This window comes from Stenotrophomonas sp. B2, assembly GCF_014947095.1.
Classification (GTDB): Bacteria; Pseudomonadota; Gammaproteobacteria; order Xanthomonadales; family Xanthomonadaceae; genus Stenotrophomonas; species Stenotrophomonas maltophilia_P.
In genome coordinates, this window is sequence record NZ_JADCQA010000009.1 from 33,702 (window position 1) to 59,756 (window position 26,055).

The following is a 26,055-nucleotide window of genomic DNA, read 5'->3' on the forward strand; positions in this document are numbered from 1 at the left end:
GGACCAGCAACCCGATAGTAGTCTCGTTGGTTAATGCTGTGTAAAGAGGGTGTGTCGAACAAATTAACGCTTTGTCACAAATCCTCACAAAAAATGAACAAAAGCAATCGCTTACGGTGCCGTCGCGGATGGACCCCCAACGACGGGCTGACGCGATGCAACAGGAAAAGCCGCCAGATTGCGCAAAGTGTCACCGAATGTAACGCCGAGGCGCGCGTATTCAGGCAACGAAGGGACGGAACTGGATGCCGAGGCCGGCGATGCCGTCGGTCTCGCCGATCAGGTCGGCGCGCAGCAGCGGCCGGGCGTCGATGAACGCCTGCGGCACGATCAGCGACAACCGGTTGTCATCGGCGGTCAGTTCCAGCGGCGGCAGCGGAGCGTCCTCATGGGCACGGTTGAGCAGCACCGCCAGGCGCAGCAGCGCGGCCAGCCGCCGCGCGGTCAGCAGCAGGCGCTCGGGCAGGGCGTCGAACGCGGTCTTGCCCACGCTGCGGCGATGGCTGCGGACCAGGGCCGCCAGCATCTGCTGCTCCTGCCGCGAGAAGCCGGCGATGTCCGAGTGTTCCAGCACGTAGCTGCCATGCACGTGATAGCCGCTGTGGGCGATCATCAGCCCCAGCTCATGCAGGCGTGCCGCCCAGCCGAGCATGCGGGCATCGTCAGCGTCGAGCTTCCAGCGTTCCTGTACCTGCTCCAGCAGCGACAGGGCGGTGTCCTGCACGCGGTCGGCCTGGACAGTGTCGATGCCGTAACGGTGGGTGAGCGCAGCGACCGATTCGTCGCGCAGGTCGTTCTCGCCGGCACGGCCGACGATGTCGTAAAGGATGCCTTCGCGCATCGCGGCCTTGCTGACCAGCAGCTTCTGCAGGCCCAATGCCTGGAAGGCCGCCTCCAGCACCAGGATGCCGCCCGCGATGATCGGGCGGCGATCGCTGGACAGGCCCGGCAGCACGATGTCGTCGATCTTCTTGGCCTTGAGCAGCTCGTCGCGCAGCTGTGGCAGGGCTTCGGCGGTGATCGCCCCCTTGCTCAGCTTCATCGTCGCGCAGATCTCGCTGATCGCCTTGTGGGTGCCCGAAGAACCCAGTGCCTCCTGCCAGCCCAGCGCACGGTACTTGCTGGCGAAGGGCTGGAACTCGCGACCGATCTCGGCCAGTGCATCCTTCCAGCGCTTCTTGCTGAGCTTGCCGCCCGGAAAGAAGCGGCGGGTGCTGGCAATGCAGCCGGCCTGCAGGCTCTCGCGCTCGAGGGTCTGCATGCCCATGCCGATGATGAACTCGGTCGAGCCACCGCCGATGTCGATCACCAGCCGGCGCTCGCCCGGTTTGGGCGGCTGGGCATGGGCGACGCCCAGGTAGATCAGGCGCGCCTCCTCGCGGCCGCTCACCACTTCAATGGCATGTCCAAGCGCGGTTTCGGCGGGAACCAGGAACGACTGCGGTGAACGCAGCTGGCGCACGGTATTGGTGGCCAGTGCACGCACGCGGTGCGACGGGACATTGCGGATGCGCTGGCCGAAGCGGGCTAGGCATTCCAGTGCGCGTTGCCGTGCCGCAGCCGACAGGCCCCCCTTGCCATCCAGACCGTCGGCCATGCGCACGGTTTCGCGCAGGCGGTCGATCACCCGCAGCTGGCCGAGCGTGTAGCGCGCGATGACCATGTGGAAACTGTTGGAGCCAAGGTCGATGGCGGCCAGCAGGTCGCCATCCTGCAATGCGGGCGGAGTCGTGGTGGTATGCGGCATGGGCGAATGTTAGCCGAAGGGGCGGTGTGCTCGTCACCGCATGGCCTTCACATTTTGTCGGGGGGGCGTTCGGTAGTGCCGGCCGCTGGCCGGCAAGGTCAACGTCAACGTCAACGTCAAAAGCGGGTTTTCTGAGGGATGGCGGGGTGGGCCCGGATGAGGGGGACGCCGTCAACCCATCCCTGGGGGCTTGGTCGCGGCATCCATGCCGCTCACACCCCCTCAACCGGACCCACCCCGCCTTCGACAGTTGGCCGCGGTCTGCCGGAACGACACGGGGTCGGATCCCGTTGCTGCGCAACGGGCTCTGACCCCGGTGTTCTACATTGGACGCATTGTGCCGACCAAGGCCGGCACCTACCGGGTCAGAGACCCTGCATCAATGCCATCTGCGCCGAATGCGGGGCCTCGTCGTGGGCTGGGGCACGCTTGTGATAGATGCCATCGGCATCCAGTTCCCAGGCGTTGAGGTTGTCATCCAGGTAGTTCTGCAGGACTTCGCGGTAGACCCGCTTGGCCAGCGTCGGATCCAGGATCGGGAAGCAGGTCTCGACCCGCCGCAGCAGGTTGCGCTCCAGCCAGTCGGCGCTCGCGCAGTACAGTTCGGGCGCACCATCGTTGCCGAACCAGTAGACCCGGCTGTGTTCCAGGAAGCGGCCGACGATGGAGCGGACGCGGATGTTGTCGGACACGCCCGGGACGCCGGGACGCAGGGTGCAGGCGCCACGGATGATCAGGTCGATCTGCACTCCGGCCTGCGAGGCGGCGTACAGCGCGCGGATTACCTGGGCCTCGTTGAGGGCGTTCATCTTGGCGATGATGCGTGCCGGGCGGCCGGCGGCCGCGATGCGCGTCTCGCGCTCGATCCGCGCCAGGATGCCGGTATGCAGGGTGAAGGGCGACTGCAGCAGGCGCTTGAGCTTCATCTTCGAGGCCAGCCCGGACAGCTGCTGGAACAGCAGGTGCACATCATTGCCGATGTCCGCATCAGCGGTGATCAGGCTGATGTCGGTGTACGCGCGCGCCGTACCGCTGTGGTAGTTGCCGGTGCCCAGGTGCACGTAACGGCGCAGCTTGCGGCCTTCGCGACGCACGATCAGCAGCATCTTGGCATGGGTCTTGTAGCCGACCACGCCATACACCACCTGTACGCCGGCTTCCTGCAGGCGATCGGCCAGCCCGAGGTTGGCCTCTTCATCGAAGCGTGCGCGCAGCTCGACCACCACGGTCACATCCTTGCCGGCACGTGCAGCCTGGATCAGCGCATCGACGATCAGCGAATCCTTGCCCGTGCGGTACAGGGTCTGCTTGATCGCCAGCACGTTCGGATCCAGCGCCGCCTGGCGGATCAGGTCGAGTACGGCGGCGAACGCATCGAAGGGATGGTGCAGCAGCAGGTCCTGGCGCGCCACGGTCTCGAAGATGCCGTCGGTGTCGCGCAGCGTGCGCGGCGTCATCGGCGGATATTTCAGGTCCGGCTGCGCGATGAGGTCGTACAGCTGGATGATGCGGTTGAGGTTGACCGGGCCGTCGATGCGATACACCGCGTTCTCGGTCAGGCCGAAGTTCTGCAGCAGGGTACGCACGATCTCGCGCGGCATGTCATGGGCGATTTCCAGCCGCACCGCCGGCCGGTAGCCGCGGTCGACCAGTTCATCGCGCAGTGCCAGCGCCAGGTTCTCCACTTCCTCCTCGTCCACCACCAGCTCGGAATTGCGGGTCACGCGGAACTGGTAGGCGCCCTGGACTTCCATGCCCGGGAACAGTTCATCCACGAAGGTGGACAGCACCGAGGACAGGAACACGAAGTTCTGCGAGCCACCGAGTTTTTCCGGCAGCTGGATGATGCGCGGCAGCGAGCGCGGTGCTCGCACGATGGCCAGGTGGCCGGCGCGGCCGAATGCATCGGTGCCCTTCAGCACGACGACGATGTTCAGCGACTTGTTGAGGATCTTCGGGAACGGATGCACCGGATCCAGGCCCAGCGGCGACAGCACCGGCATGATCTCGTTGCGGAAGTAGGCCCGCAGCCAGCGCTTCTGCCGGTGGTTCCACGAATGGCGGCCGAGCACGCCGATGCCGGCATCCATCAGGGCCGGGCGCAGTGTCTCATTCCAGCAGCGGTACTGCTGGTCCACCAGTTCGGCGGCGCGTTCATGGATGGCGTTGAGGATGGCCTGCGGGCTCATCCCGTCCGGAGCCGGCGGCAGGCCGTATTCCTGCGCGTGGCGGACAGCGGCGGCCCGGATCTCGAAGAACTCGTCGAGGTTGGTGCAGGAGATGCACATGAAGCGCAGGCGCTCCAGCAGGGGCACCTGCGGGTCCATGGCCTGGGCCAGCACGCGGAAGTTGAAATCCAGCTGCGACAGTTCGCGGTTGATGTACAGCGCCGGATCGCGCAGCGGATCGTTGTCCGGGCTCACGGGGAGAGGGAGGGATCCGAGGCTGCTCATGGCTTCATTCTTCGACGGAGGTCAGGGGGGCGGACTCGCGCGGGCGCACGTGGTCGGCATCGAAATGACAGGAGAACACCGATCCTTTGCCGACCTCGCTTTCGATCTCCAGCCGCGCATGGTGCAGGCCGAGGATGTGCTTGACGATGGAAAGGCCGAGGCCGGTGCCGCCGCTCTCGCGCGAGCGGCTGCTGGAAACGCGGTAGAAGCGCTCGGTCAGCCGCGGCAGGTGGGTTGCCGGGATGCCATAGCCGGTATCGCGCACGGCCAGCACCGCGCCGTCGCCTTCGCGACGGAACTCTACGGTGATGCGGCCGTCGGCCGGCGTGTAGCGCACTGCATTGGTGACCAGATTGGAGAAGGCGCTGTGCAGCTCCTTGGTCGAGCCCTGCAGGTCGACGCCGGCAAGGTCCTCGATGCTGATCTGGTGGCGACCCTGGCTGTGGGCCTCGGCTTCGCGACGCAGCGTGGCCAGCATCGGCTGCATGGCCACGACTTCCTCCTCGGTGTGCTCCTGCGACTCCAGCCGCGACAGGGTCAGCAGGTCTTCCACCAGCTGGGCCATGCGCTGGCTCTGCTTGCGCATCTCTTCAAGCATCGGGCCGGTGCCGGGGAAATCCTCCGGATCCATCATGTCCAGGTAGCCGTGCACCACGGTGAGAGGGGTGCGCAGCTCATGTGAAACATTGGCGACGAAATCGCGGCGGACCTGCTCCAGGCGCAGCAGCTTGCTGACATCACGGGCGATCAGCAGCCAGTAGTCCGACGAATACGGAATCAGGCGGAGGTTCAGGCGGATCGCTGGATCGACCGGCGAGGGCACGTCCAGGATCGGCTCGGCGTTGCGACCACCGGCCAGCCAGTGGGCCAGCGGCATCGGCTGCAACCGCTCGACAAGGGCCTCGCCCAGGTCGCCCGGGTGGTGCAGGCCAAGCAGGGCGGTGGCCGCTTCGTTGAACCACTGCACGCGCTGGCTGTTGCGGTCGAGCACCACCACTGCGTCGGGCAGCGCGGCGGCCGCGGCGCGGTAGCTGCGCAGCATGTCCAGCAGGCGCCGCTTGCGCACGCGCATTTCGACCTGGTTGCGGTACAGCAGGCGATCCAGTTCATTCCACACGCCCGTGCCTTCGGCGGTATCCCAGCGCTGGCGCGCGGTCAGCCGGCGCAGCACGCTGCGCAACCGCCAGTAATGCCAGGCCAGCGTCGCCAGCGCGCCCAGTGCGACGCACAACCACAGATGGCCCGTGAACCATCCCACCAGTCCGGCGAACAGCAGTACCGCGGCGACGGTAGCCAGCGTCTTCAACCAGGCAGAGCGGATGTGGCGGGGCATTGCGGTCTCGTCGATGAGGTGCGGTGGTTCACTGGAATGAACCAAGGGTTATAGCAGAGTTGCCGGCATCGGCACCCGTGGGTGCGCGATGCCGGCACGACGGGACTCAGGTGGCGGTCGAGAAGCGGTAACCCGCGCCGCGCACGGTCTGCACCATGTTCTCGGCATTGAACGGTTCCAGCGTCTTGCGCAGGCGGCGGATGTGCACGTCGATGGTGCGCTCCTCCACGTACACGCTGCCGCCCCACACGTGGTCGAGCAGCTGGGCGCGGGTGTACACGCGCTCGGGGTGGGTCATGAAGAAGTGCAGCAGGCGGTACTCGGTCGGGCCGATCGGCACCGGCTGTTCGTTGGCGAACACGCGATGCGCGGCACCGTCGATGCGGATCGGACCGACCGCCACGCTGCCGTCCTCGTCGTCTTCGCGGGCGCGGCGCATGACCGCACGGATGCGGGCCAGCAGCTCCCGGGCCGAGAACGGCTTGACCACGTAATCGTCGACGCCGGCTTCCAGGCCGCCGACACGGTCGTTCTCCTCGCCACGCGCGGTCAGCATGATGATGGGCACCTCGCGGGTCAGCGTCTCCTTGCGCCAGCGGCGCGCCAGGTCCAGGCCGCTGGTGCCGGGCAGCATCCAGTCCAGCAGGATCAGGTCGGGAACACGGTCGGCGATCGCGGTCTGGGCTTCGCGGGCATCACCGGCGTGGACCGGCTCGTAGTCACCCTTGCGCAGGGCGAAGGCGACCATTTCGCGGATCGCGGGCTCGTCGTCGACGATCAGGATACGTTTCTGCACGAGGGCACCGTAGGGCTCGGTTACTGGACGGGTGCCAGTAGACTACGGTTTGATGACATGTTTGTGACCATCGGGCCGGAACCGCTCCCGATTGCCACGGACCGGTCATGCAGCGCTCAGCGGCGGTCCAGATCGGGGTCCTGCACGCCCTGCCGGCGCAGCTCCAGCACGGTCGGGGTGATCGATTCGATGCGCGCGTCGACCCGGGCCCGTCCCACGTAGTCCAGTGCGGGATTGCGCTTGAGCGCCTGCAGCTGCATCAGCGCCTGCTCCGGCCGGCCGCTGAGGAAGGCGGCCTCGGCGTAGGCCTCGCTGGCACGGACGCTGTCCCCGGCCAGCTCGCTGGCACGGGCGTAGCGCTGCTGGAACACCGGATCGTTACCACTTTGCGACAGCAGCGGCCGCAGCATGGCCTGCGCGCGCTGCCCCGCCTCGCGGTTGCCCTGTTCGTTGAGGATCTCGGCGTAGGTCAGCGCGACGGGCCGACTGTTGGGATGCTCGCGCAGCAGCTGCTCGAAACGGGCATTGGCCTGCGTGGCCTGGCCCGAGCGCGATTCGGCCTCGGCCAGGGCCAGCGCCACCCACAAGCTGTCCGGATGGGCCTGCAGCAGGCCGTTCAGGGTCTGCCGCGCCTCGCCGGCACCGCTGCGTCCCCCCCGCATCACCGCCAGGGCCTGGCCGTAGCGCTGGGCATCGTTCAATCCACTCTTCTGGCGTTTGCCCAGGTCGGCGTACTCGCGCTCCACCTCGCCGGCGGAGTCGGCACTGAGCACCCGCAACCGTTCACGTGCCCAGTCGAAGTCGCCGCTGGGGCCCCGGCTGAGCTGGCCAACCGGCACCCGCAGCACACTGCTTGGCAGCAGCGGGTTGCTGCCGCGCAGCAGCGGTTCGGACAGGGTCGGGTCGGCCGGGTCCACCCGTTCCCTGCGCTCGCCGCTGGGCGTGGTGGTGGTCAGCAGCACCGTGTCCTTCTTCATCTGCTCGGCGCGGGCCTTCGCTTCGCTGATGCGGGTGATGTTGACCGGGTGCGTGCGCAGGAACTCCGGCACGCTGTAGCCGCCCTCGTTGCCGCGCATGGCCGTCGACATCCGCTCGAAGAAGCCGGCCATCGCGTCCACGTCGTAACCGCTGCGTGACAGGGTGCGTATGCCCAGCCGATCGGCTTCCGATTCGTTGGAGCGGGTGTAGTTGATCTGCCGCTGCTGCATCAGGCCCATGCCCGAGCTGATCGCGGCCATGGTCGCATTGCCTGAAGAGGTGCTGTTGCTGGCCTGTGCCGCCACCACCGCCGCCAGCATGCCCAGCAGGATCGGGATCTGGTCGCGCTGGGCGCGCTCGACCCCGCGCAGCACGTGCTGCTGGGTGACGTGGGCGATTTCGTGTGACAGCACCGCGGCAACCTCGTCCTCGCGTTCGGCCGTCAGCACCAGCCCGGCGTTGACCCCGATGTAGCCGCCCAGGGTCGCGAAGGCGTTGATCTGGCGGTCCTTCATCACGAAGAAGGTGTAGGGCTGGCGCGGCTGGTCGCTGTTGGACCCCAGGCGGGTGCCCATGGTCTGCAGCCAGTCATTGACCAGCGGATCGTCCAGCAGGTAGCCATAGTTGCGCAGCTCGCGCAGCATCATCGCGCCGTACTCGGCCTGGCGGGCCGGGGTCAACAGCTCGCCGGCCGAGGAGCCGATGTCGGGCAGCTTCTCCTGGGCCTGGGCCAGCGGCATGGCCAGGGCGAAGGTGACGGCGGTCGAAAGCAGCAGGGCTCGCAAGCGGGAGGTCCTCGGGCGGGGCGCGCCAAGCGTGGCAGGGCAGGGGGCAACCATTCGTTAATCCACAGTGTTGCGGTGGTAGCGTGGAAATTCCAGCGCACCGGTACCATATGTAGACCGTCGATCCATCGTGGAGTTTCCCGTGACAGCCCAGACCGCCGGCGGTGCCCCCGCCATCACCATCTATTCCACTGCCGTCTGCCCGTACTGCGTGGCCGCCAAGAACTTCCTCAAGAGCAAGGGCCAGCAGTGGACCGAGGTCCGCATCGACCTGGACCCGGCCGAACGCGAGAAGATGATGGCGCTGACCCGCCGCACCAGCGTGCCGCAGATCTTCGTCGGCGACGTCCATGTCGGTGGCTATGACGACATGATGGCGCTGCACCGTGAAGGCAAGCTTGAGCCGCTGCTGGCCGGGCAGGGCCAGGCATGAGCGCGGCCGACGACGGCAGCAAGGACCGCATCGCCGAGTTCACCGCGTTCCGCAAGCGCATGAACGAGCGCATCCTGGGCGAGCCGAACCAGGTGGTGCGCCGGTTCTTCGCGCTGGATACGCAGACCTACCAGGCCGGTGCGCTGGATGTGAAGACCAAGGAGCTGCTGGGGCTGGTGGCCTCGATGGTGCTGCGCTGCGACGACTGCATCAGCTACCACGTGGCCCAGTGCAAGGAGGCCGGGGTGACCCGCGAGGAGTTCTTCGAGACCTTCTCGGTCGGCCTGGTGGTCGGCGGCTCGATCGTGATCCCGCACCTGCGCCGCGCGGTCGATTTCCTCGACCAGCTCGAAGGCGGTGCCGCCGCCCCGGAAGCCCACGAGCACTGAGGGTAACGCCGGGCCATGCCCGGCGAATGACCGGACGCCCACCCGCCGGGCATGGCCCGGCGCTACCGGAATACGCGGGCAATTCTGCCTGAGCCGGGGACTGGGACCATGGTCTATTTGGGACCTCGGCCCCGGCTCAGGCATAATTGCCGGTGAAACTTCCTTTGCGCCGGCGTTTCCGGGCACGTCCGGACGGCGTTTTTTCCCCCTGTTCGGAACATCGATCAATGACGCAGAAAATTACGGTCATCCGCGGCGACGGCATCGGCCCGGAGATCATGGACGCCACCCTGTACGTGCTCGACCAGCTCAATGCCGGCCTGGAGTATGAAGAGGCCGACGCCGGCCTGGCGGCGCTGGAGAAGCACGGCGACCTGATGCCGGCGGTCACCCTGGACTCGATCGCGCGCAACAAGGTTGCCCTGAAGAGCCCGCTGACCACGCCGGTCGGTGGTGGCTTCACCTCGATCAATGTCAGCCTGCGCCGCCATTTCGACCTGTACGCCAACGTGCGTCCGGCCCACACCTTCCCGAACACCAAGTCGCGTTTCGACAACGTCGACCTGATCACCGTGCGTGAGAACACCGAAGGCGCCTACCTGGCCGAAGGCCAGGAAGTGTCGGCCGACGGCGAGACTGCCTTCTCCGGCACCCGCATCACCCGCAAGGGCTCGGAGCGCATCGTGCGCTACGCCTTCGAACTGGCCCGCAGCGTCGGCCGCAAGAAGGTCACCGCCGTGCACAAGGCCAACATCATCAAGTCGACCTCGGGCCTGTTCCTGAACGTCGCCCGTGAAGTGGCCGCGCAGTATCCGGACATCGAGTTCCAGGAAATGATCGTCGACAACACCTGCATGCAGCTGGTGATGCGCCCGGAACAGTTCGATGTGATCGTCACCACCAACCTGTTCGGCGACATCATTTCCGATCTCTGCGCCGGCCTGGTCGGCGGCCTGGGCCTGGCCCCGGGTGCCAACATCGGCAAGGACGCGGCGATCTTCGAAGCGGTGCACGGCACCGCGCCGGACATCGCGGGCCAGGGCAAGGCCAATCCCTGCGCGCTGCTGCTGGCGGCGGCACAGATGCTGGATCATATCGGCCAGCCGCAGAATGCCGAGCGCCTGCGCAAGGCCATCGTGGCGACCATGGAAGCCAAGGACTCGCTGACCGGCGACCTGGGCGGCACCGGCACCACCATGAGCTTCGCCAAGGCCATCGCCACGCGCCTGTAAGCGGTGGCTGGACCTTGTCTGGATTTCCAGCGGGGCGCCTTCGGGCGCCCCGTTGCGTTTGGGTGCCTGCGCATGCTCTGCGCAGCTCATGTGGTGTGGCGGCACCGAAAGTGCGCGCGCTGGTCGGGTACCTTGCCACGCACTACGCTGCCCAGGCCGGCGTGGCAGCGTAGCCACGGGGTCGTAGCGAGGTGATGATGGATTCGGTGTATCTGCTGGTCGCACTTGGAGCGATCGTGGCGGGATTCGTGCAGGGACTGTCCGGCTTTGCGTTCGGAATGGTCGCCATGTCGTTCTGGGCGTGGGGGCTGGAGCCACGCCTGGCGGCTACGCTGTCGGTGTTCGGCGCGCTGGTGGGTCAGCTGGTGGCGGTGTTCACCGTGCGGCGCGGATTCAATCTGCGTCTGCTGCTGCCCTTCGTCTTCGGCGGCCTGGCGGGCATTCCGCTGGGCGTGATGGTATTGCCGCAGCTGGACATGGACTGGTTCAAGGCCCTGCTGGGAGGCTTCCTGGCACTGTGGTGCCCGGTGATGCTGATGGCCCGTTCGCTGCCGCCGATCACCACGGGCGGGCGCATCGGCGACACCGTGGCGGGCATGGCCGGTGGCGTGCTCAGCGGCATCGGCGGCTTCGCAGGTCCCGTGCCCACGTTGTGGAGCACGCTGCGTGGTTTCGGCAAGGAGGAGCAGCGCGCGGTCATCCAGAACTTCAACCTGGCGATGCTGTCGGTCACCATGGCCACCTACGTCGGCAGTGGCCTGGTTACCCGGCAGATGTTGCCGTACTTCGCTGTCGTCGCCCCGGCCATGCTGGTTCCGGCGCTGCTGGGGGCGCGGGTCTACATCGGCATCAGCGAGGCGCGGTTCCGCCAGATCGTATTGAGCCTGCTGACGCTGTCGGGCATCGCGCTGCTCGCCTCGTCGCTGCCGGCCCTGTTGGCGCGCCCGGTTGCCGGCTGAGATTCAGGCCGGCCGGAACATGCGGAAACGCTGCTCGGCACTGACGCGGAAATAGTCGGCCGGTCCACCGCCGCGCAGGATCGGGTCGGCGGCTGCAGTGTCGTAGATGCCATCGACCAGCAGTCGTGCCTCGATATGTACGGCGACCACCTCGCCGAGCACCAGCCAGCCGTTGGTGTCCTGTCCGGCGGCATCGCGCAGGCGGACGATCTGGGTGCAGCGGCATTCCATGCTGACCGGGCTTTCTGCAACACGCGGCGGCTTGACCTGCCCGGAAGCCAACGGCGTCAAGCCGGCCAGCGTGAACTCGTCGACGTCCGGCGCGACCGCCCGGCAGCTCTCGTTCATGGCTTCGGCCAGGTCGAAAGTGGCCAGGTTCCAGACGAACTCGCCCGTCGCTTCGATGTTGTGCAGCGAGTCCTTGCGGCCCTGGCTGGAGAAACCAATGATCGGCGGCGTGTAGTTGAAGGCGTTGAAGAAGCTGTAGGGCGCCAGGTTCAACGCGCCGTCGGCAGCGCAGCTGGAAATCCAGCCGATCGGGCGGGGGCCGATGATGGCGTTGAACGGGTCATGCGGCAGGCGATGGCCGTCAGCGGGGCGATAGCTGTGGAAGAGGGCAGGCATGGCGGGGTCGAAAGGGGGAGGGGAACAGAAAGGGCGCCACGGAGGCGCCCTTTGTCGTTTTCAGCCTGACCGGAATCAGCGCTGCTGGATCTTTGACAGCAGGCGGAGGAACTCGACGTACAGCCAGACCAGGGTCACCATCAGGCCGAATGCGCCATACCACTCCATGTACTTGGGCGCGCGCTGGGCCACACCGCTCTCAATGAAATCGAAATCCAGCACCAGGTTCAGCGCGGCGACCACGACCACGAACAGGCTGAAGGCGATGCCCCAGCCGCTGGAGGAGTGGATCAGCGGGACTTCGATGTTGAAGAACGACAGCACGAACGACGCCAGGTAGAGCAGGGCGATGCCACCGGTGGCGGCGACCACGCCGAGCTTGAAATTCTCGGTGGCCTTGATGACGCCGGTGCGGTAGGCCACCAGCAGGGCAGCCAGCGTGCCGAAGGTCAGCAGTACGGCCTGGAATACGATGCCCGGGAACCGCAGCTCGAACACGGCGGAAATGGCGCCGAGGAACAGGCCTTCCACCAGCGCGTACAGCGGTGCGGTGACCGGCGACCATTGCTTCTTGAACACGGTGACCAGCGCCAGCACCAGGCCGCCGATCGCGCCGCCCATGGCATACAGTTTGGCGGCCGGCAGCACCTGGCCGAAGGCCACGGTCTGGTTCCAGGCGAAGGCTGCGGTCAGCACGGTCAGCAGCAACAGGATGCCGGTCTTGTTGACGGTGCCGTTGAGGGTCATCGCCTGGTCGGGGCGGGTCACCACCGAGCCGTTGGCGAGGTCGAGGAAAGTCGACTCGGAAAGAGCCGGGTTGCCGCTGCGCATGCGCGTTCTCCGTGCGAATGAGGGATCAGGAAGGCCATCCGGCCGACGATGTCGAGCATAGCCGATGGCCACTGCCACTGCCGTGACCGCGCGCCCGGGACAGATCGCTGCGTTGACAGTTCGCCGCGTGCTTGGCGACAATGACCAACTCCCCGGGCCTGGCTCGAGGGGATTGCAAGACCGGGGTATAGCGCAGTCTGGTAGCGCGCCTGCTTTGGGAGCAGGATGTCGGGGGTTCGAATCCCTCTACCCCGACCAATCCCACGCCACGTCGGATTGGACGCCGTTCCGGTTCGGGCGCCCGTAGCTCAACTGGATAGAGCACCGGCCTTCTAAGCCGGCGGTTACAGGTTCGATTCCTGTCGGGCGCGCCATTGGCGAGGCACCGGGACCGCGTCGGCGGATGTGAAGAAAGGCTTGCAAAAGCGTGAGGACTCCACCAGAATATCGGACTCGCTTCGGCGGCCCGAACTTCGGTGACGGTCTCCAGGCAAGGCTTCAAAGCTCCAGCGCCAGCAGCATTGGCGATGAAGCGAATGTTTCAGTGGTGGCTGTAGCTCAGTTGGTTAGAGTACCGGATTGTGATTCCGGTGGTCGGGGGTTCGAATCCCCTCAGCCACCCCACTGATTCAACCGCATCGGCACAGCCGACACGGTGTTGCAATAAACAGAATGCACGCTATAATGTGCGTCTGAGTTTCACGGGCCGTTAGCTCAGTTGGTAGAGCAGTTGACTCTTAATCAATAGGTCCAAGGTTCGAATCCTTGACGGCCCACCAAGACAGAAGCCACCTGGTACCCCAGGTGGCTTTTTTCTTGCCTGCAGGCCGCGCAAAGGGCATGCGAAGCACCTTGGGTCGTGGCACGCATGCATCGATCAACGATGTTGAAAAAAAGCTTGCACCCCGTGTGCGCATCAGGTCATAATTCGCGCCCCGATTTCGGGCTGTTAGCTCAGTTGGTAGAGCAGTTGACTCTTAATCAATAGGTCCAAGGTTCGAATCCTTGACAGCCCACCAGACGAAAGCCACTTGGTCCTCCAGGTGGCTTTTTTCTTGGGTGTTCAGCGGCTGCCGGACGGCTCTGCGAGTGTGCCGATGGACACCACGCGCCTTCCTGCTTCATGCACCAGCAGCGGCAGGGCCCAGCTCAGTACCAGCAGGCTCGGCACCATCACCAGAGGCGATGCCAGCTGCATGAGCGCAGGCACCAGCAGCGCCAGGCGGAACACCGCGGGTGACAGCGTCACCAGGTAGCTGCGCAGCATCCATCGCCGGTGCTGCTCGACGTCGCCACGCCGGATGCTGCGATAGCCGCAGAATGATGTGACCAACCACGCCAGGCCGGTCGCAGCGAACGCCATTTTCAGTGCCAGCCAGCCCTGGGTGGTGGCGATCAGGCCGGCGACAGCGGCGCTCCCCAGCAGGATGCCGGCCAGGTAGATCCGTCCCAGCCAGCGATGCAGCCGGGGACGGTGTCGCCGCAGGGGACCGATGAACTGCGTGGCGCCAGCCAGCATGGCCAGGCTGCCGCCGGCGACATGCAGCCACAGCCAGTTGCGACGCTCCCAGAACATGCCATAGGCCTCTGCGCTGACCTGCCCGTAGCGCTGTGCGGTGACCCACAGGAAGTGCAGCGCTACTGCAAGACCGAGCAGCCAGACGAGTGTGGACCAGCCGGGCATCCGGGCCTGCAGGGGCGTGCGGAGTGGGGTGCGTTCCATCGGGGCAGACCGGGTGGCGGCAACGGCACGAGTCTACGCGCACGTGCTGGCGCCTGCGCGTGGGCGTCCGGACTACGTATTCAGGTTTGTCATGCCTTCCGCTTTGTGCACCCGCCTGCGACAATGACGGCCTGTGCCGGCCACGCGAAAGTGGCGGAATTGGTAGACGCCCTGGATTTAGGTTCCAGTGCCGCAAGGCGTGGGGGTTCGAGTCCCCCCTTTCGCACCAGTGCCGGCCTGCCTCCGCCCCCGCCGGGCGTTCCCGAGGCGCTTGCCCGGCCTGCGCTGGCAGTGCACGCCGAATTGGGCGAAACTAAAGGGCTGCGGCAAGCAGGCGCGTCCCGGACGCCGTCACCTTACAACCGTTTCATCCATCATCGAGCCGGAGGCCAGAGCGCCACCGGTGGCAGGAGTCAACATGCAAGCTTCGATCGAATCCATCGGCAACCTGGAACGCCGCCTGAGCTTCTCGCTGCCGGAAGACCGTCTGCAGAGCCACATCAACGGCCGCCTGGGCGAAATCGCCCGTACCACCCGCATCAAGGGTTTCCGTCCGGGCAAGGTGCCGGCCAAGGTGATCGAGCAGCGCTTCGGCGCGCAGGTCCGTGGCGAGGCGCTGGACGGCCTGCTGCGCGAAACCTTCGACGCGGCCGTGCGCGAGCACGACCTGCGCATCGTCGGCAGCCCGCGCATCGACAAGGGCGACGAGGGTGAGTTCTCCTTCGTGGCCACCGTGGAGGTGGTGCCGGACTTCGGTGACATCGACGTCAGCAAGCTGACCGTGGTGCGCCATACCGCCGAGATCACCGACGCCGACATCGACCAGATGATCGAGAACCTGCAGAACCAGCGCCGCACCTGGGCACCGGTTGCGCGTGGCGCGCAGGATGGCGACCTGGTCGCGGTCGAAACCTGGTCGCAGGCCGGCGAAGAGCGCCTGCCGGCCGAAGGCACCGAGAAGGGTTCGATCGTGCTCGGCCAGGGCATGATGTTCGAGACCATCGAAAAGGGCCTGGTCGGCCTGGCCAAGGGCGAGGAAAAGACGCTGGACGTCGATTTCCCGGCCGACTGGCGCGTGCCGGTGCTGGCCGGCAAGACCGTGCAGGTCACCGTCAAGGTTGCCGAAGTGTCCGAGCCCGTGGTGCCGGCGGTCGATGAGGCCTTCATCAAGAGCTTCGGCGTGAAGGGCGGTGATGTCGAGCAGTTCCGCAGCGACATCCGTGCCAACCTGGAGCGCGAGCTCAAGGGCGCGCTGATGAACCGCCTGCGCCGTGAAGTGGGCGAGCAGCTGATCGCCGCCTATTCCTCGGTGGAAATGCCGCCGCGCCTGGTCGAGAACGAAGCCCGCGCGATGCTGGCCCAGCAGGTCGAGCAGATCCGCCGCAGCGGCCGCAACCCGGGCGAGATCCCGGCCGATGCCCACGAAGGTTTCAAGGACGCCGCCGCCAAGCGCGTGCTGGTCGGCCTGCTGGTCGGCGAAGTGGCGCGCACCAACGATCTGCGCCTGGAGCCCAAGCGCCTGAACGAAACGCTGCGTCTGATCGCCTCGACCTACGAAGAGCCGGAGCAGGTCATTGAGATGTACCGCAACGACCCCCAGCTGATGTCTGGTCTGCAGAACCGTGTGATGGAAGAGCAGGTGATCGACTGGATCGCCGAGCGCGCCCAGCACACCGAAGAGAAGCTGTCGTTCCAGGACGCGATCCGCCAGTAAGTCCGGGCGGATCACCGTATGCCCCGCGTCCCTGCCGGCGCGGGGTTGTTTCCCCCCAAGATAGGTACCTCACGTAATGGACAACCGAACCAAAGCCCTGAACCTGGTTCCGATGGTGGTCGAGCAGACCAGCCGCGGCGAGCGTGCCTACGACATCTATTCGCGCCTGTTGAAGGAGCGCCTGATCTTCCTCGTGGGCCCGATCGACGATCACATGGCCAACGTGGTGGTGGCGCAGTTGCTGTTCCTGGAATCGGAGAACCCGGAGAAGGACATCAACATCTACATCAACTCGCCGGGTGGCGTGGTCACCGCCGGTATGGCGATCTACGACACCATGCAGTACATCAAGCCGAATGTGAGCACCACCTGCATCGGCCAGGCGGCCTCGATGGGTGCCCTCCTGCTGGCTGCAGGTGAAGCCGGCAAGCGCTATGCGCTGCCCAATTCGCGCGTGATGATCCACCAGCCGCTGGGGGGTTACCAGGGCCAGGCGACGGACATCGACATCCACGCGCGCGAGATCCTGACGCTGCGTTCGCGCCTGAATGAGATCCTGGCCCGCCACACCGGCCAGTCGCTGGAAACGATCGCTCGCGATACCGAGCGCGACAACTTCAAGAGTGCGGTCGAAGCGCAGGCCTACGGCCTGGTCGACCAGGTCCTGGAGCGTCGCCCGGATGAGTCGGTCCAGGCGGGTTGAGCCGCCTTCACGGGGCCAGGCAGGCCTCGTTCCTGCAGGGTCGGGCGGGACTGGTGTCCCTCCGGCCCTGTGCTATTCTCGAATCGAACCCCCGTTCAGCGGGTGGGGTAACTGGGTAAGCGAAGCATGAGCGAAGACCGCCAAGGTCGTTCCACGGACACCGGCAAGATCCTCTACTGCTCTTTCTGCGGCAAGAGCCAGCATGAAGTGCGCAAGCTGATTGCGGGTCCGAGCGTGTTCATCTGCGATGAATGCGTGGAGCTGTGCAACGACATCATCCGCGAAGAACTTGAGGAGAAGGCGCAGTCGGCGCGCAGCTCGCTGCCGAAGCCGCGCGAGATCCTCGAGGTCCTCGACCAGTACGTGATCGGCCAGAACCGCGCCAAGCGCACCCTGGCCGTGGCCGTGTACAACCACTACAAGCGCATCGAGAGCCGGCAGAAGAACGACGACGTCGAGCTGGCGAAGTCGAACATCCTGCTGGTCGGTCCGACCGGTTCGGGCAAGACCCTGCTGGCCGAAACCCTGGCCCGCCTGCTCAACGTGCCGTTCACCATGGCCGACGCCACCACGCTGACCGAAGCCGGTTACGTGGGCGAGGACGTGGAGAACATCATCCAGAAGCTGCTGCAGAAGTGCGACTACGACGTCGAGAAGGCGCAGCAGGGCATCGTCTACATCGATGAGATCGACAAGATCTCGCGCAAGAGCGAGAACCCGTCGATCACCCGCGACGTGTCCGGCGAAGGCGTACAGCAGGCCCTGCTGAAGCTGATCGAAGGTACCGTGGCCAGCGTGCCGCCGCAGGGCGGTCGCAAGCATCCGCAGCAGGAGTTCCTGCAGGTGGACACCAAGAACATCCTGTTCATCTGCGGCGGCGCGTTCGCCGGCCTGGACAAGGTGATCCAGGCCCGTTCCACCGACGTGGGCAGCATCGGCTTCGGCGCCAAGGTGAAGAGCGCCGAGCGCAAGCAGGAAGTGGGCAAGCTGCTGGCAGAAGTCGAGCCGGAAGATCTGATCAAGTTCGGCCTGATTCCCGAGTTCGTCGGCCGCCTGCCGGTGGTGGCGACCCTGGAGGAGCTGGACGAGCCGGCCCTGATCAAGATCCTGACCGAACCGAAGAACGCCATCACCAAGCAGTTCAAGAAGCTGTTCGAGATGGAGAACGTCGAACTGGAGTTCCGTCCGGACGCCCTGTCGGCCATCGCCCGCAAGGCGCTCAAGCGCAAGACCGGCGCCCGTGGCCTGCGCACCATCGTCGAATCGGTGCTGCTGGACACCATGTACGACCTGCCTTCGCAGGAAAACGTCAGCAAGGTGGTGGTGGACGAATCGGTGATCGAGCACAAGTCCGAGCCGTACCTGATCTACCAGACCCCGGCGGCCCCTGAACAGAAGGCCGCAGGCGCCGAGTGATTCTTCCAAGTTGTTGATTGGAAAGAATTTTAAAGGAATGCCTTGCATCTGAAAGCCGATGGCCCCATAACGGGGCCATCGGCTTTTTTTGTCTCCGGAAGATGTCCTCCCGGAGGCGGTTTTCCCCTTCCCTGGAGCCCCCATGGCCCGTTCCCCAAGTGAAACCCTCGACCTGCCGGTCCTGCCGCTGCGCGACGTAGTGGTGTTCCCGCACATGGTCATCCCGCTGTTCGTCGGCCGTGACAAGTCCATGCACGCGCTCGAACAGGCAATGGAGGCAGACAAGCGCATCCTGCTGCTCGCGCAGAAGTCCGCCGAGACCGACGACCCGCATGCGGCCGATCTCTACCAGGTCGGTACGCTGGCGCAGGTGCTGCAGCTGCTGAAGCTGCCCGATGGCACGATCAAGGTGCTGGTCGAAGGCCTCTCGCGCGTGCAGGTGAACCATGTCGACGAACGCAACGGTTCGCTGCACGGCCAGGCCGTGGAGATCGACGCTGCGGACGAGCGCGAGCCGCGCGAGATCGAGGCGATCGCCCGCTCGCTGATGTCGCTGTTCGAGCAGTACGTGAAAACCAACCGCAAGCTGCCGCCGGAGCTGCTGCAGACCCTGGCCGGGATCGACGAGCCTGCGCGCCTGGCCGACACCATCGCCGCCCACATCAGCGTGCGCCTGGCCGACAAGCAGCGCCTGCTGGAAACGCTGGCCGTCGGCGAGCGCCTGGAGATGCTGGTCGGCCTGGTTGACGGCGAGATCGACGTGCAGCAGATGGAAAAGCGCATCCGCGGCCGCGTGAAGTCGCAGATGGAGAAGAGCCAGCGCGAGTACTACCTCAACGAACAGATGAAGGCCATCCAGAAGGAACTGGGTGACCTCGACGACGCGCCGGGCGAGCTGGAAGAGCTGGCCCGCAAGATCGCCGAAGCGGGCATGCCGAAGGCCGTGGAAGCCAAGGCGCGCAACGAACTGAACAAGCTCAAGCAGATGTCGCCGATGTCCGCTGAGGCGGCGGTCGTGCGCAATTACCTGGAGTGGCTGCTGGGCGTGCCGTGGAAGAAGCGCACCAAAGTGCGCAAGGACCTGAAGGCTGCGCAGGACACACTCGATGCCGACCATTACGGCCTGGAGAAGGTCAAGGAGCGCATCCTTGAATACCTGGCGGTGCAGTCGCGGGTGAAGCAGATGAAGGGCCCGATCCTGTGCCTGGTCGGGCCGCCGGGCGTGGGCAAGACTTCGCTCGGCCAGTCCATCGCCAAGGCCACCAACCGCAAGTTCGTGCGCATGTCGCTGGGCGGCGTGCGTGATGAGGCCGAGATCCGTGGCCACCGTCGCACCTACGTCGGCTCCATGCCGGGCCGCATCGTGCAGAACCTCAACAAGGTCGGCAGCAAGAACCCGCTGTTCGTGCTCGACGAGATCGACAAGATGTCGATGGACTTCCGTGGTGATCCCTCCTCGGCGCTGCTGGAAGTGCTCGATCCGGAGCAGAACAACGCATTCAACGATCACTACCTGGAAGTGGACCTGGATCTGTCGGAAGTGATGTTCGTGGCCACCTCGAACTCGCTCAACATTCCGGGCCCGCTGCTGGACCGCATGGAAGTGATCCGCATCCCCGGTTACACCGAGGATGAGAAGCTCAACATCGCGACCCGCTACCTGGTGCCCAAGCAGATCAAGGCCAATGGCCTGAAGCCGGAGGAACTGGAGATCGGCAGCGATGCGATCCAGGACATCGTGCGCTACTACACCCGCGAGTCGGGCGTGCGCAATCTGGAGCGCGAGATCGCCAAGATCTGCCGCAAGGTGGTGAAGGAGATCGCGCTGGCAGGCCCGCAGCCGGTGAAGGCCAGGAAGGGCGCGAAGAAGGCCAAGGCGCTGGTCACGGTGACCGGCAAGAACCTGGACAAGTACCTGGGCGTGCGCCGCTTCGATTTTGGTCGCGCCGAGGAAGAAAACGAGATCGGCCTGGTCACCGGCCTGGCCTGGACCGAAGTCGGTGGCGACCTGCTGCAGATCGAATCGACGCTGGTACCGGGCAAGGGCCAGTTGATCCTGACCGGTCAGCTCGGCAACGTGATGAAGGAATCGGCTTCGGCGGCGTTGTCGGTCGTGCGTTCGCGCGCCGATCGTTTCGGCATCGACAGCGACTTCCTGCAGAAGCACGACGTGCACCTGCACGTTCCGGACGGCGCCACGCCGAAGGACGGCCCGAGCGCCGGCGCGGCGATGGTGACGTCCCTGGTCTCGATGCTGACCAGGGTGCCGGTGCGTGCCGATGTGGCGATGACCGGCGAAATCACGCTGCGTGGGCGGGTCACCGCCATCGGTGGACTGAAGGAGAAGCTGCTGGCTGCCCTGCGTGGCGGTATCCGCACGGTCATCATTCCCGAAGAGAACCGCAAGGATCTGGCCGACATCCCGGCCAACGTCACCCGTGATCTGAAGATCGTGCCGGTGAAGTACATCGAAGAAGTGCTTGATCTGGCGTTGGAGCGTCCGCTGGCACCGAAGAAGGCGCGCAAGAGTGCGCAGCGCGTCACGGTACGTAGCAAGGCGAAACCGAGTGGAAACGCGCGCGTCAAGCACTGACGCGCGTTGCCGAATGGCCTGAAACCCGCGTCGTTGCTGGCTTTCCAGCTTGCGTGGGGGTAGGGCCACTGGTATAAAAGCAGCACTCGCAAATGAGTGATCGCTGTTGGCGATCTCTGAATCGGCGAACCGTTTCCACATGGCGATCGCGCGCAGATGGCGTGCGGTTGCTTCCCTGTCGAATCCGCGGAACCCACCGCCAAAGGAGTTGTAGAGAATGAACAAGACCGAATTGATCGACGCCGTTGCTGAAGCTGCCGACCTGACCAAGGCCGAGTCCAGCCGCGCTGTCGATGCCGTCGTTGCTGCCATCACCAAGGCGCTGAAGGACGGCGATGCGGTCACCCTGGTTGGCTTCGGTACCTTCCAGGTCCGCGACCGTGCAGCCCGCACCGGCCGCAACCCGAAGACCGGCGACACCATCAAGATCGCTGCTTCGAAGAATCCGTCCTTCAAGGCTGGCAAGGCCCTTAAGGATGCTGTAAACTAAGCGGCTCGCTGGGGTGCTTAGCTCAGCGGTAGAGCGTCTCCTTTACACGGAGAGGGTCGGGGGTTCGAAACCCTCAGCACCCACCACAGCACCGCGGTAAAAGTTTGAGTGTGGAGCGGTAGTTCAGCTGGTTAGAATGCTGGCCTGTCACGCCGGAGGTCGCGGGTTCGAGTCCCGTCCGCTCCGCCACTTCAACGAGGCCTCCGGCCAAAAGCTGGAGGCTTTGTTTTCTCCCTGATCCTGATCGGGAAGAGAACACAAGCAGTACAACGCGGAGCGGTAGTTCAGCTGGTTAGAATGCTGGCCTGTCACGCCGGAGGTCGCGGGTTCGAGTCCCGTCCGCTCCGCCATTACATCGAGGCCCCCGGCCCAAAGCTGGGGGCCTTGTCTTCTCCCCGGCCTGTCCGGGACGAAGGCAGAAGGGTTGTCGCAAGCACGGAGCGGTAGTTCAGCTGGTTAGAATGCTGGCCTGTCACGCCGGAGGTCGCGGGTTCGAGTCCCGTCCGCTCCGCCATTGCGCAGTTCTTAAGTCCCTGTGAAAAAACTTTGAAAAAAGTGTTCATCGGGCTGGGTTTCCAGGGTGTCTTCGGATATACTGGGCGCCTGCAAAGTTTCAAGCGCGGAGCGGTAGTTCAGCTGGTTAGAATGCTGGCCTGTCACGCCGGAGGTCGCGGGTTCGAGTCCCGTCCGCTCCGCCAACTTTCAAAAGCCCTCGGCGAATGCCGGGGGCTTTTTCTTTGCGCGCATGTCGCCCTTGGCGTTTTTGGTCCCTGCGACGAAGCGGGTTACACTGCCGGGCTCGCCAATCAGGCCTTGTGATTCCTCACCATGCTGCAGAAACTCCGCGACAAGACCTCAGGCTGGATCGTCACCGTGATCCTGGGGCTGCTGATGATTCCGTTCCTGTTCGTGATCGACAACAGCTACCTGGGTGGCGTTGGCGCACAGAACGTGGCCAAGGTTTCCGCACCGCCGACCTGGTGGCGTTCCGCGCCGTCGTGGTGGCCGGTACGCATGCTGTGGCAGCACCATGAGATCAGCGCGCAGGATTTCCGCACCCGTTTCGAGCAGGAGCGCATGCGTGAGCGCCAGCAGCAGGGCGACAACTTCGACCCGCGCGCGTTCGAAAGCACCGAGAACAAGCTGGCGGTCCTGGATCAGCTGATCGACGAGCAGGTCGTGCGCCTGGTCGGCGAGCAGGCGGGTGTGGTGATTGGCGATGGCGCCGTGCGCGAGTACATCACGTCCATGCCGGCGTTCCAGGGGCCGGATGGCAAGTTCAACGAAAACAGCTACCGCCTGGCGCTGGCCGGCGGCAATCCTCCGCGTACCCCGACCCAGTTCCAGGAACTGGTGCGCGAGAGCCTGCAGCAGTCGGTGATTCCGGCCGGACTGCAGAACTCCGGTTTTGTCACCCAGGCCGAGACCGAACGCCTGTTGAAGCTGCTGGGCGAAACCCGTGATGTCGAGCTGGCTGCGCTGCCGCCGGTGCCGGCTGACACGGCCCCGGTGACCGATGCGCAGATCAAGCAGTGGTACGACAGCCATGGCAAGGATTTCCGCCAGGCCGAAACCGTTTCGCTGGAGTATGTCGAGGTCAACGGTGCCAACCTGCCGGCGCCGACGCCGGCCGACGAAGCCACCCTGCGCAAGCGCTACGAGGAAGAAAAGGCCAAGTTCACCTCTCCGGAGCAGCGCCAGGCCGCCCACATCCTGATTACCGGCGACGGTGCTGAGGCCAAGGCGAACAAGCTGGCGGCCGAGGCAAAGGCGGCCGGTGCCGACTTCGCAGCCCTGGCCAAGGCCAACTCCGAGGATCCGGGCTCCAAGGACCAGGGCGGTGACCTGGGCTGGGTGGAGCGTGGCGCGATGGTCAAGCCGTTTGAAGACGCCCTGTTCGCGGCCAAGGCCGGCGACGTGATCGGTCCGGTCAAGACCGACTTCGGATACCACATCATTAAGGTGGCCGCGGTACGCGGCGGCGAAGGCAAGTCGTTCGAGGACGTGCGCGATACGCTGGCCGCCGAACAGCTCAAGGCCGACGGTGAGCGCGGTTTCAACGAGCTGGCCGGCCGTCTGGTCGATGCCATCAACAAGAGCCCGAGCGACCTGGCTGCCGCAGCCAAGGAAGTGGGGCTGCCGCTGCAGACCCTGGGACCGATCACCCGCGCTACCGCCAGCGGCATCGCCAGCGACCCGGCCGTGCTGCGCGCCGCGTTCTCGGACGTGCTGGTGCAGGACGGGACCGCCAGCGATCCGATCGCGCTGGGCGGCGCCACCAACCACAGCGTCGTGATCCGCGTCGCGGCCCACACGCCGGAGCAGGCGCTGCCGCTGGAGAAGGCCCGCGAGCAGGTGATCGCCGCGATCCGTGCCGACCGCCAGCGCCTGGCCAGCGACAAGGCGGCCGAAGCGCTGCTGGCCAAGTTGAAGGGCGGTGCCACCCTGCAGTCGCTGGCTGCCAGCGAAAAGCTGCAGCTGAGCCCGATGCCGGGCCTGCCGCGTGGCCAGCCGGTGCCGACCCCGGAAATCAACAGCGCGATCTTCAGCGCGCCGGTACCCACCGCAGGCAAGCCGACCTACGGCAAGGTCGACGTCAACGGCCGTGCGCTGGTGTTCGCGGTGAACAAGGTCAATCCGGGCGACATCAAGGACGTGACCGCCGAGCAGCAGAAGCAGCTGAAGGAACAGCTGAGCCAGATCGACGGCATGGCCGCAGCCAAGGCCTACATCGACGCGATGCGCAAGAAGTTCGTGGTGCAGACCACCGAAGCGAATCTGTAAGCCCACGGCGGGCAGAACGTAAAGGCCCGGCATTGCCGGGCCTTTTTCGTGGGCGGGTGCCCGGTAGCAGGAGGATCGCGCGGTGCTGCTGTGCGCCGGTCAGTCTTCCAGGCGAAGCACCGCGCCCGGCTTGAGCACGCTGCTGCCACTCAGGCCATTCATCGACAGCAGCGCCTTGACCGGCATGCCGTAGCGACGGGCAATGGTCCAGGCCGACTCGCCGTTGCGCACCGTATGCCGACGGCTGCGCGGACGGTCGACGGCGGCGGCGACGGTGCGGGCAACCTGCGGCGCTGGCGAGGCAGCGGGGGCAGAGGTGGGCGAAACCGAGGCCGCCAGCGCCGTCGTGCTGTCCACCACGTCGGCGGTCGCTGCTGCGACAGGGGCCAGCACCCGGGTGGTGCCCGTGGGGCGGCCACCGGCGGCCAGGGCGGGATTCAGGCGGGCGATGCGTGCCGGGTCCAGTGAGCGCTGGGCGGCCCACTGCTGGACGCTGGTGCCGGCCGGCAGGGCATGATCCTTCAGCACCGGCACGGTGCGGTCCAGCGAGGCCATGACGCCCGGCTGTTCTTCCACGTCTTCCAGCACGCAGGCCAGGGCGTGAAGCTTCTCGACGTAGGCATAGGTGACCGGCGACAGGCCGGGCAGGGCTGAGGGCGTGGCGTTCTGCGCATTCATGCCCGCCTTGCGCAGCGCCTGCAGCACGCGATATTCGCCAGCGTTGTAGGCCATGGTGGCCAGCCGCCAGTCGCCGCCGAACATGCCGTGCAGGGTTTTCAGGTAGCGCACCGCAGCCTGGGTCGAATCCACCGCCGACAGGCGGCCGTCGTAGCCGTTGGCCATCGGCACGCGATGGTTGCGGGCGGTGGTGGCGATGAACTGCCACAACCCGGTCGGTCCGCTGCCATTGCGGGCATTGGGCCGGTAGCCGCTTTCCACGAAGGGAATCAGCGCGAATTCGGTCGGCAGGTTGGCCTTGCGCAGTTCTTCGACCACATAGCCGAACAGGACCAGTGCATCGTCATCCTGGTTGGCCAGGCGCGAAGGGGCGTGCGCGAACTGCTTCTGCCAGCGCGGGCTGGTGGCCTCGGCGTCGCAGGTGGGTTCAGCCAGGCCATCGCGGAAGCTGGAGAAGATCTCCTGGCCATTGCGCACCGATGCAGGTGGCAGCGAAGAGGCGTCCAGGGGCAACGCAGCAGCGGCGGTGAGATTCTGGCCGATGCCAGCGCCCAGCGACTGCGCGCCTGCGGTTCCAGCCAGCCCCAGAGCGATGCCCAGGGCCAGCGGCAGACTTCGGCGCATCATGCGCGGAAGCCGTCTTTCCAATGCCGGAGACCGGCCATGACATCGACATCGTCAACGACGTCGCGCCCCAGGTGCGCCGACACCGCCGCGCGGATCGGCGCGGTGTGCACACGCAGGAACGGATTGCAGTCCAGTTCGTTGGCCAGGGTTACCGGCAGGGTGGAACGGTCATCGCGGCGCATGGCCAAAGCCTCCTCTTGGCGCTGCCGCAGGGCAGCGTTGGCGGGGTCGACATGCCGCGCGAAGACGGCATTTGACACGGTGTACTCATGGGCACAACAAAGCAGCAGTCGTGCAGGCAAGGTACCCAGCGTGCGCATCGATGCCAGCAGCTGGGACGGCGTACCTTCGAACAGGCGTCCACAGCCCAGGCTGAACAACGAATCTCCGCTGAAAAGATGTTCAGCAGTGTGAAACGCGATGTGGCTGCGGGTATGCCCGGGCACGGATAGTACGTGGAACGTCCGGCCCAGTGCCTGAACGCGTTCACCTTCGCCGACGCGTTCGGTGGCGGTGGTGATGCGTTCCTCCACCGGTGCGACCACCCGCGCGCCGGGAAAACGGGCACGCAGGGCCGGCACGCCACCGATGTGGTCGTCGTGATGGTGGGTCAGCAGGATGGTATCCACGCGCAGGCCCTGTTCGGCCAGCGCGAGCACCGGCGCGGCATCACCGGGATCGACGACGATGGCAGCGCCTTCATCATCGATCAGCACCCAGATGTAATTGTCCGCAAATGCGGGCAGGGCAGTCAGTCGCATAGAATT

Annotated in this window: 20 protein-coding genes and 11 tRNA genes; 21 read left to right on the forward strand and 10 right to left on the reverse strand. The window is 65.7% G+C overall.

The features are described 5' to 3' along the window. Positions 1-220: 220 nt before the first annotated feature. The 5 genes from ppx to IMX13_RS12025 all read right to left on the reverse strand — a co-directional run bounded on the left by ppx (position 221) and on the right by IMX13_RS12025 (position 8,146). On the reverse strand, positions 221-1,747 hold the full coding sequence (gene ppx, locus IMX13_RS12005) for an exopolyphosphatase (RefSeq protein WP_053519439.1): 1,527 nt from the start codon (positions 1,745-1,747) through the stop codon (positions 221-223). A 365-nt stretch (positions 1,748-2,112) separates the two neighbouring features. Then, complete coding sequence (gene ppk1 / locus IMX13_RS12010) at positions 2,113-4,200, reverse strand: polyphosphate kinase 1 (protein WP_053519438.1); 2,088 nt, start codon at positions 4,198-4,200, stop codon at positions 2,113-2,115. 4 nt (positions 4,201-4,204) lie between these two features. Beyond that, positions 4,205-5,533, reverse strand: coding sequence for a phosphate regulon sensor histidine kinase PhoR (phoR, locus tag IMX13_RS12015; RefSeq protein ID WP_053519437.1), 1,329 nt, complete (start codon positions 5,531-5,533; stop codon positions 4,205-4,207). A gap of 106 nt (positions 5,534-5,639) precedes the next feature. Continuing rightward, positions 5,640-6,329: a phosphate regulon transcriptional regulator PhoB gene (gene phoB, locus IMX13_RS12020; RefSeq protein WP_053519436.1), complete on the reverse strand. Its 690-nt coding sequence runs from the start codon at positions 6,327-6,329 to the stop codon at positions 5,640-5,642. A 116-nt stretch (positions 6,330-6,445) separates the two neighbouring features. Further along, positions 6,446-8,146 (reverse strand): M48 family metalloprotease, encoded by a 1,701-nt coding sequence (locus tag IMX13_RS12025; protein WP_193396440.1) that lies wholly within the window; start codon positions 8,144-8,146, stop codon positions 6,446-6,448. 88 nt (positions 8,147-8,234) lie between these two features. Between IMX13_RS12025 and grxC the strand changes: the two genes are divergently transcribed. The 4 genes from grxC (at position 8,235) to IMX13_RS12045 (ending at position 11,105) form a co-directional block, all read left to right on the forward strand. Then, positions 8,235-8,525, forward strand: a complete 291-nt coding sequence (gene grxC / locus IMX13_RS12030; RefSeq protein ID WP_004154541.1) for a glutaredoxin 3 — start codon at positions 8,235-8,237, stop codon at positions 8,523-8,525. After that, complete coding sequence (locus IMX13_RS12035; RefSeq protein WP_053519434.1) at positions 8,522-8,914, forward strand: carboxymuconolactone decarboxylase family protein; 393 nt, start codon at positions 8,522-8,524, stop codon at positions 8,912-8,914. Before grxC ends, IMX13_RS12035 begins: the two co-directional genes overlap by 4 nt. Before the next feature lie 227 nt (positions 8,915-9,141). Further along, positions 9,142-10,146, forward strand: a complete 1,005-nt coding sequence (locus IMX13_RS12040; RefSeq protein ID WP_053520418.1) for an isocitrate dehydrogenase — start codon at positions 9,142-9,144, stop codon at positions 10,144-10,146. A 197-nt stretch (positions 10,147-10,343) separates the two neighbouring features. Then, complete coding sequence (locus IMX13_RS12045; RefSeq protein ID WP_053520419.1) at positions 10,344-11,105, forward strand: sulfite exporter TauE/SafE family protein; 762 nt, start codon at positions 10,344-10,346, stop codon at positions 11,103-11,105. A 3-nt stretch (positions 11,106-11,108) separates the two neighbouring features. On the opposite strand, the gene IMX13_RS12050 is transcribed toward IMX13_RS12045, so the two are convergent. Together IMX13_RS12050 and IMX13_RS12055 are read right to left on the reverse strand one after the other, a co-directional pair. Continuing rightward, positions 11,109-11,729 (reverse strand): flavin reductase family protein, encoded by a 621-nt coding sequence (locus tag IMX13_RS12050; protein WP_053520417.1) that lies wholly within the window; start codon positions 11,727-11,729, stop codon positions 11,109-11,111. A 75-nt stretch (positions 11,730-11,804) separates the two neighbouring features. Then, positions 11,805-12,560 carry a Bax inhibitor-1/YccA family protein gene (locus IMX13_RS12055; RefSeq protein WP_053520416.1) on the reverse strand — a complete coding sequence of 252 codons (756 nt, stop codon included), beginning with the start codon at positions 12,558-12,560 and terminating at the stop codon, positions 11,805-11,807. Positions 12,561-12,741: 181 nt separating this feature from the next. Here IMX13_RS12055 and IMX13_RS12060 point away from each other — a divergent pair. The 5 genes from IMX13_RS12060 to IMX13_RS12080 all read left to right on the forward strand — a co-directional run bounded on the left by IMX13_RS12060 (position 12,742) and on the right by IMX13_RS12080 (position 13,579). Further along, a tRNA-Pro gene (locus IMX13_RS12060) sits at positions 12,742-12,818 on the forward strand. Positions 12,819-12,857: 39 nt separating this feature from the next. Next, positions 12,858-12,934, forward strand: a tRNA-Arg gene (locus IMX13_RS12065). Between the two features lie 173 nt (positions 12,935-13,107). After that, positions 13,108-13,184 (forward strand) — tRNA-His (locus IMX13_RS12070). Between the two features lie 79 nt (positions 13,185-13,263). Beyond that, positions 13,264-13,339, forward strand: a tRNA-Lys gene (locus tag IMX13_RS12075). 164 nt (positions 13,340-13,503) lie between these two features. Continuing rightward, positions 13,504-13,579 (forward strand) — tRNA-Lys (locus tag IMX13_RS12080). Positions 13,580-13,623: 44 nt separating this feature from the next. On the opposite strand, the gene IMX13_RS12085 is transcribed toward IMX13_RS12080, so the two are convergent. Further along, positions 13,624-14,283: a DUF2306 domain-containing protein gene (locus IMX13_RS12085; RefSeq protein ID WP_080375359.1), complete on the reverse strand. Its 660-nt coding sequence runs from the start codon at positions 14,281-14,283 to the stop codon at positions 13,624-13,626. A gap of 144 nt (positions 14,284-14,427) precedes the next feature. Between IMX13_RS12085 and IMX13_RS12090 the strand changes: the two genes are divergently transcribed. The 12 genes from IMX13_RS12090 to IMX13_RS12145 all read left to right on the forward strand — a co-directional run bounded on the left by IMX13_RS12090 (position 14,428) and on the right by IMX13_RS12145 (position 23,983). Further along, positions 14,428-14,512: transfer RNA gene (locus IMX13_RS12090), tRNA-Leu, on the forward strand. 189 nt (positions 14,513-14,701) lie between these two features. Next, positions 14,702-15,997, forward strand: a complete 1,296-nt coding sequence (gene tig / locus IMX13_RS12095) for a trigger factor (protein WP_053520350.1) — start codon at positions 14,702-14,704, stop codon at positions 15,995-15,997. Positions 15,998-16,073: 76 nt separating this feature from the next. Beyond that, the gene (gene clpP, locus IMX13_RS12100) at positions 16,074-16,700 is read left to right on the forward strand and encodes an ATP-dependent Clp endopeptidase proteolytic subunit ClpP (protein ID WP_053520351.1); all 627 of its coding nucleotides are present in this window, start codon (positions 16,074-16,076) and stop codon (positions 16,698-16,700) included. 126 nt (positions 16,701-16,826) lie between these two features. Further along, positions 16,827-18,116, forward strand: a complete 1,290-nt coding sequence (gene clpX / locus IMX13_RS12105; protein ID WP_053520352.1) for an ATP-dependent Clp protease ATP-binding subunit ClpX — start codon at positions 16,827-16,829, stop codon at positions 18,114-18,116. Positions 18,117-18,258: 142 nt separating this feature from the next. Beyond that, positions 18,259-20,709, forward strand: coding sequence for an endopeptidase La (lon, locus tag IMX13_RS12110; RefSeq protein WP_193396441.1), 2,451 nt, complete (start codon positions 18,259-18,261; stop codon positions 20,707-20,709). A 217-nt stretch (positions 20,710-20,926) separates the two neighbouring features. Beyond that, positions 20,927-21,199, forward strand: a complete 273-nt coding sequence (locus tag IMX13_RS12115; protein WP_005408270.1) for an HU family DNA-binding protein — start codon at positions 20,927-20,929, stop codon at positions 21,197-21,199. Between the two features lie 11 nt (positions 21,200-21,210). Beyond that, a tRNA-Val gene (locus IMX13_RS12120) sits at positions 21,211-21,285 on the forward strand. A gap of 26 nt (positions 21,286-21,311) precedes the next feature. Continuing rightward, positions 21,312-21,388, forward strand: a tRNA-Asp gene (locus IMX13_RS12125). Positions 21,389-21,472: 84 nt separating this feature from the next. Continuing rightward, a tRNA-Asp gene (locus IMX13_RS12130) sits at positions 21,473-21,549 on the forward strand. Between the two features lie 87 nt (positions 21,550-21,636). Next, positions 21,637-21,713 (forward strand) — tRNA-Asp (locus IMX13_RS12135). A gap of 107 nt (positions 21,714-21,820) precedes the next feature. Further along, positions 21,821-21,897 (forward strand) — tRNA-Asp (locus IMX13_RS12140). A 130-nt stretch (positions 21,898-22,027) separates the two neighbouring features. Further along, a complete protein-coding gene (locus tag IMX13_RS12145; RefSeq protein ID WP_193396442.1) occupies positions 22,028-23,983 on the forward strand; it encodes a peptidyl-prolyl cis-trans isomerase in 1,956 nt (651 codons plus the stop codon). A 99-nt stretch (positions 23,984-24,082) separates the two neighbouring features. Here the strand turns inward: IMX13_RS12145 and IMX13_RS12150 are convergent, their stop codons facing one another. Beyond that, on the reverse strand, positions 24,083-25,288 hold the full coding sequence (locus tag IMX13_RS12150; protein ID WP_111187163.1) for a lytic transglycosylase domain-containing protein: 1,206 nt from the start codon (positions 25,286-25,288) through the stop codon (positions 24,083-24,085). Further along, positions 25,285-26,049 carry a hydroxyacylglutathione hydrolase gene (gene gloB / locus IMX13_RS12155; RefSeq protein ID WP_053519052.1) on the reverse strand — a complete coding sequence of 255 codons (765 nt, stop codon included), beginning with the start codon at positions 26,047-26,049 and terminating at the stop codon, positions 25,285-25,287. The genes IMX13_RS12150 and gloB overlap by 4 nt, the downstream gene beginning before the upstream one ends. Positions 26,050-26,055: the final 6 nt, after the last annotated feature.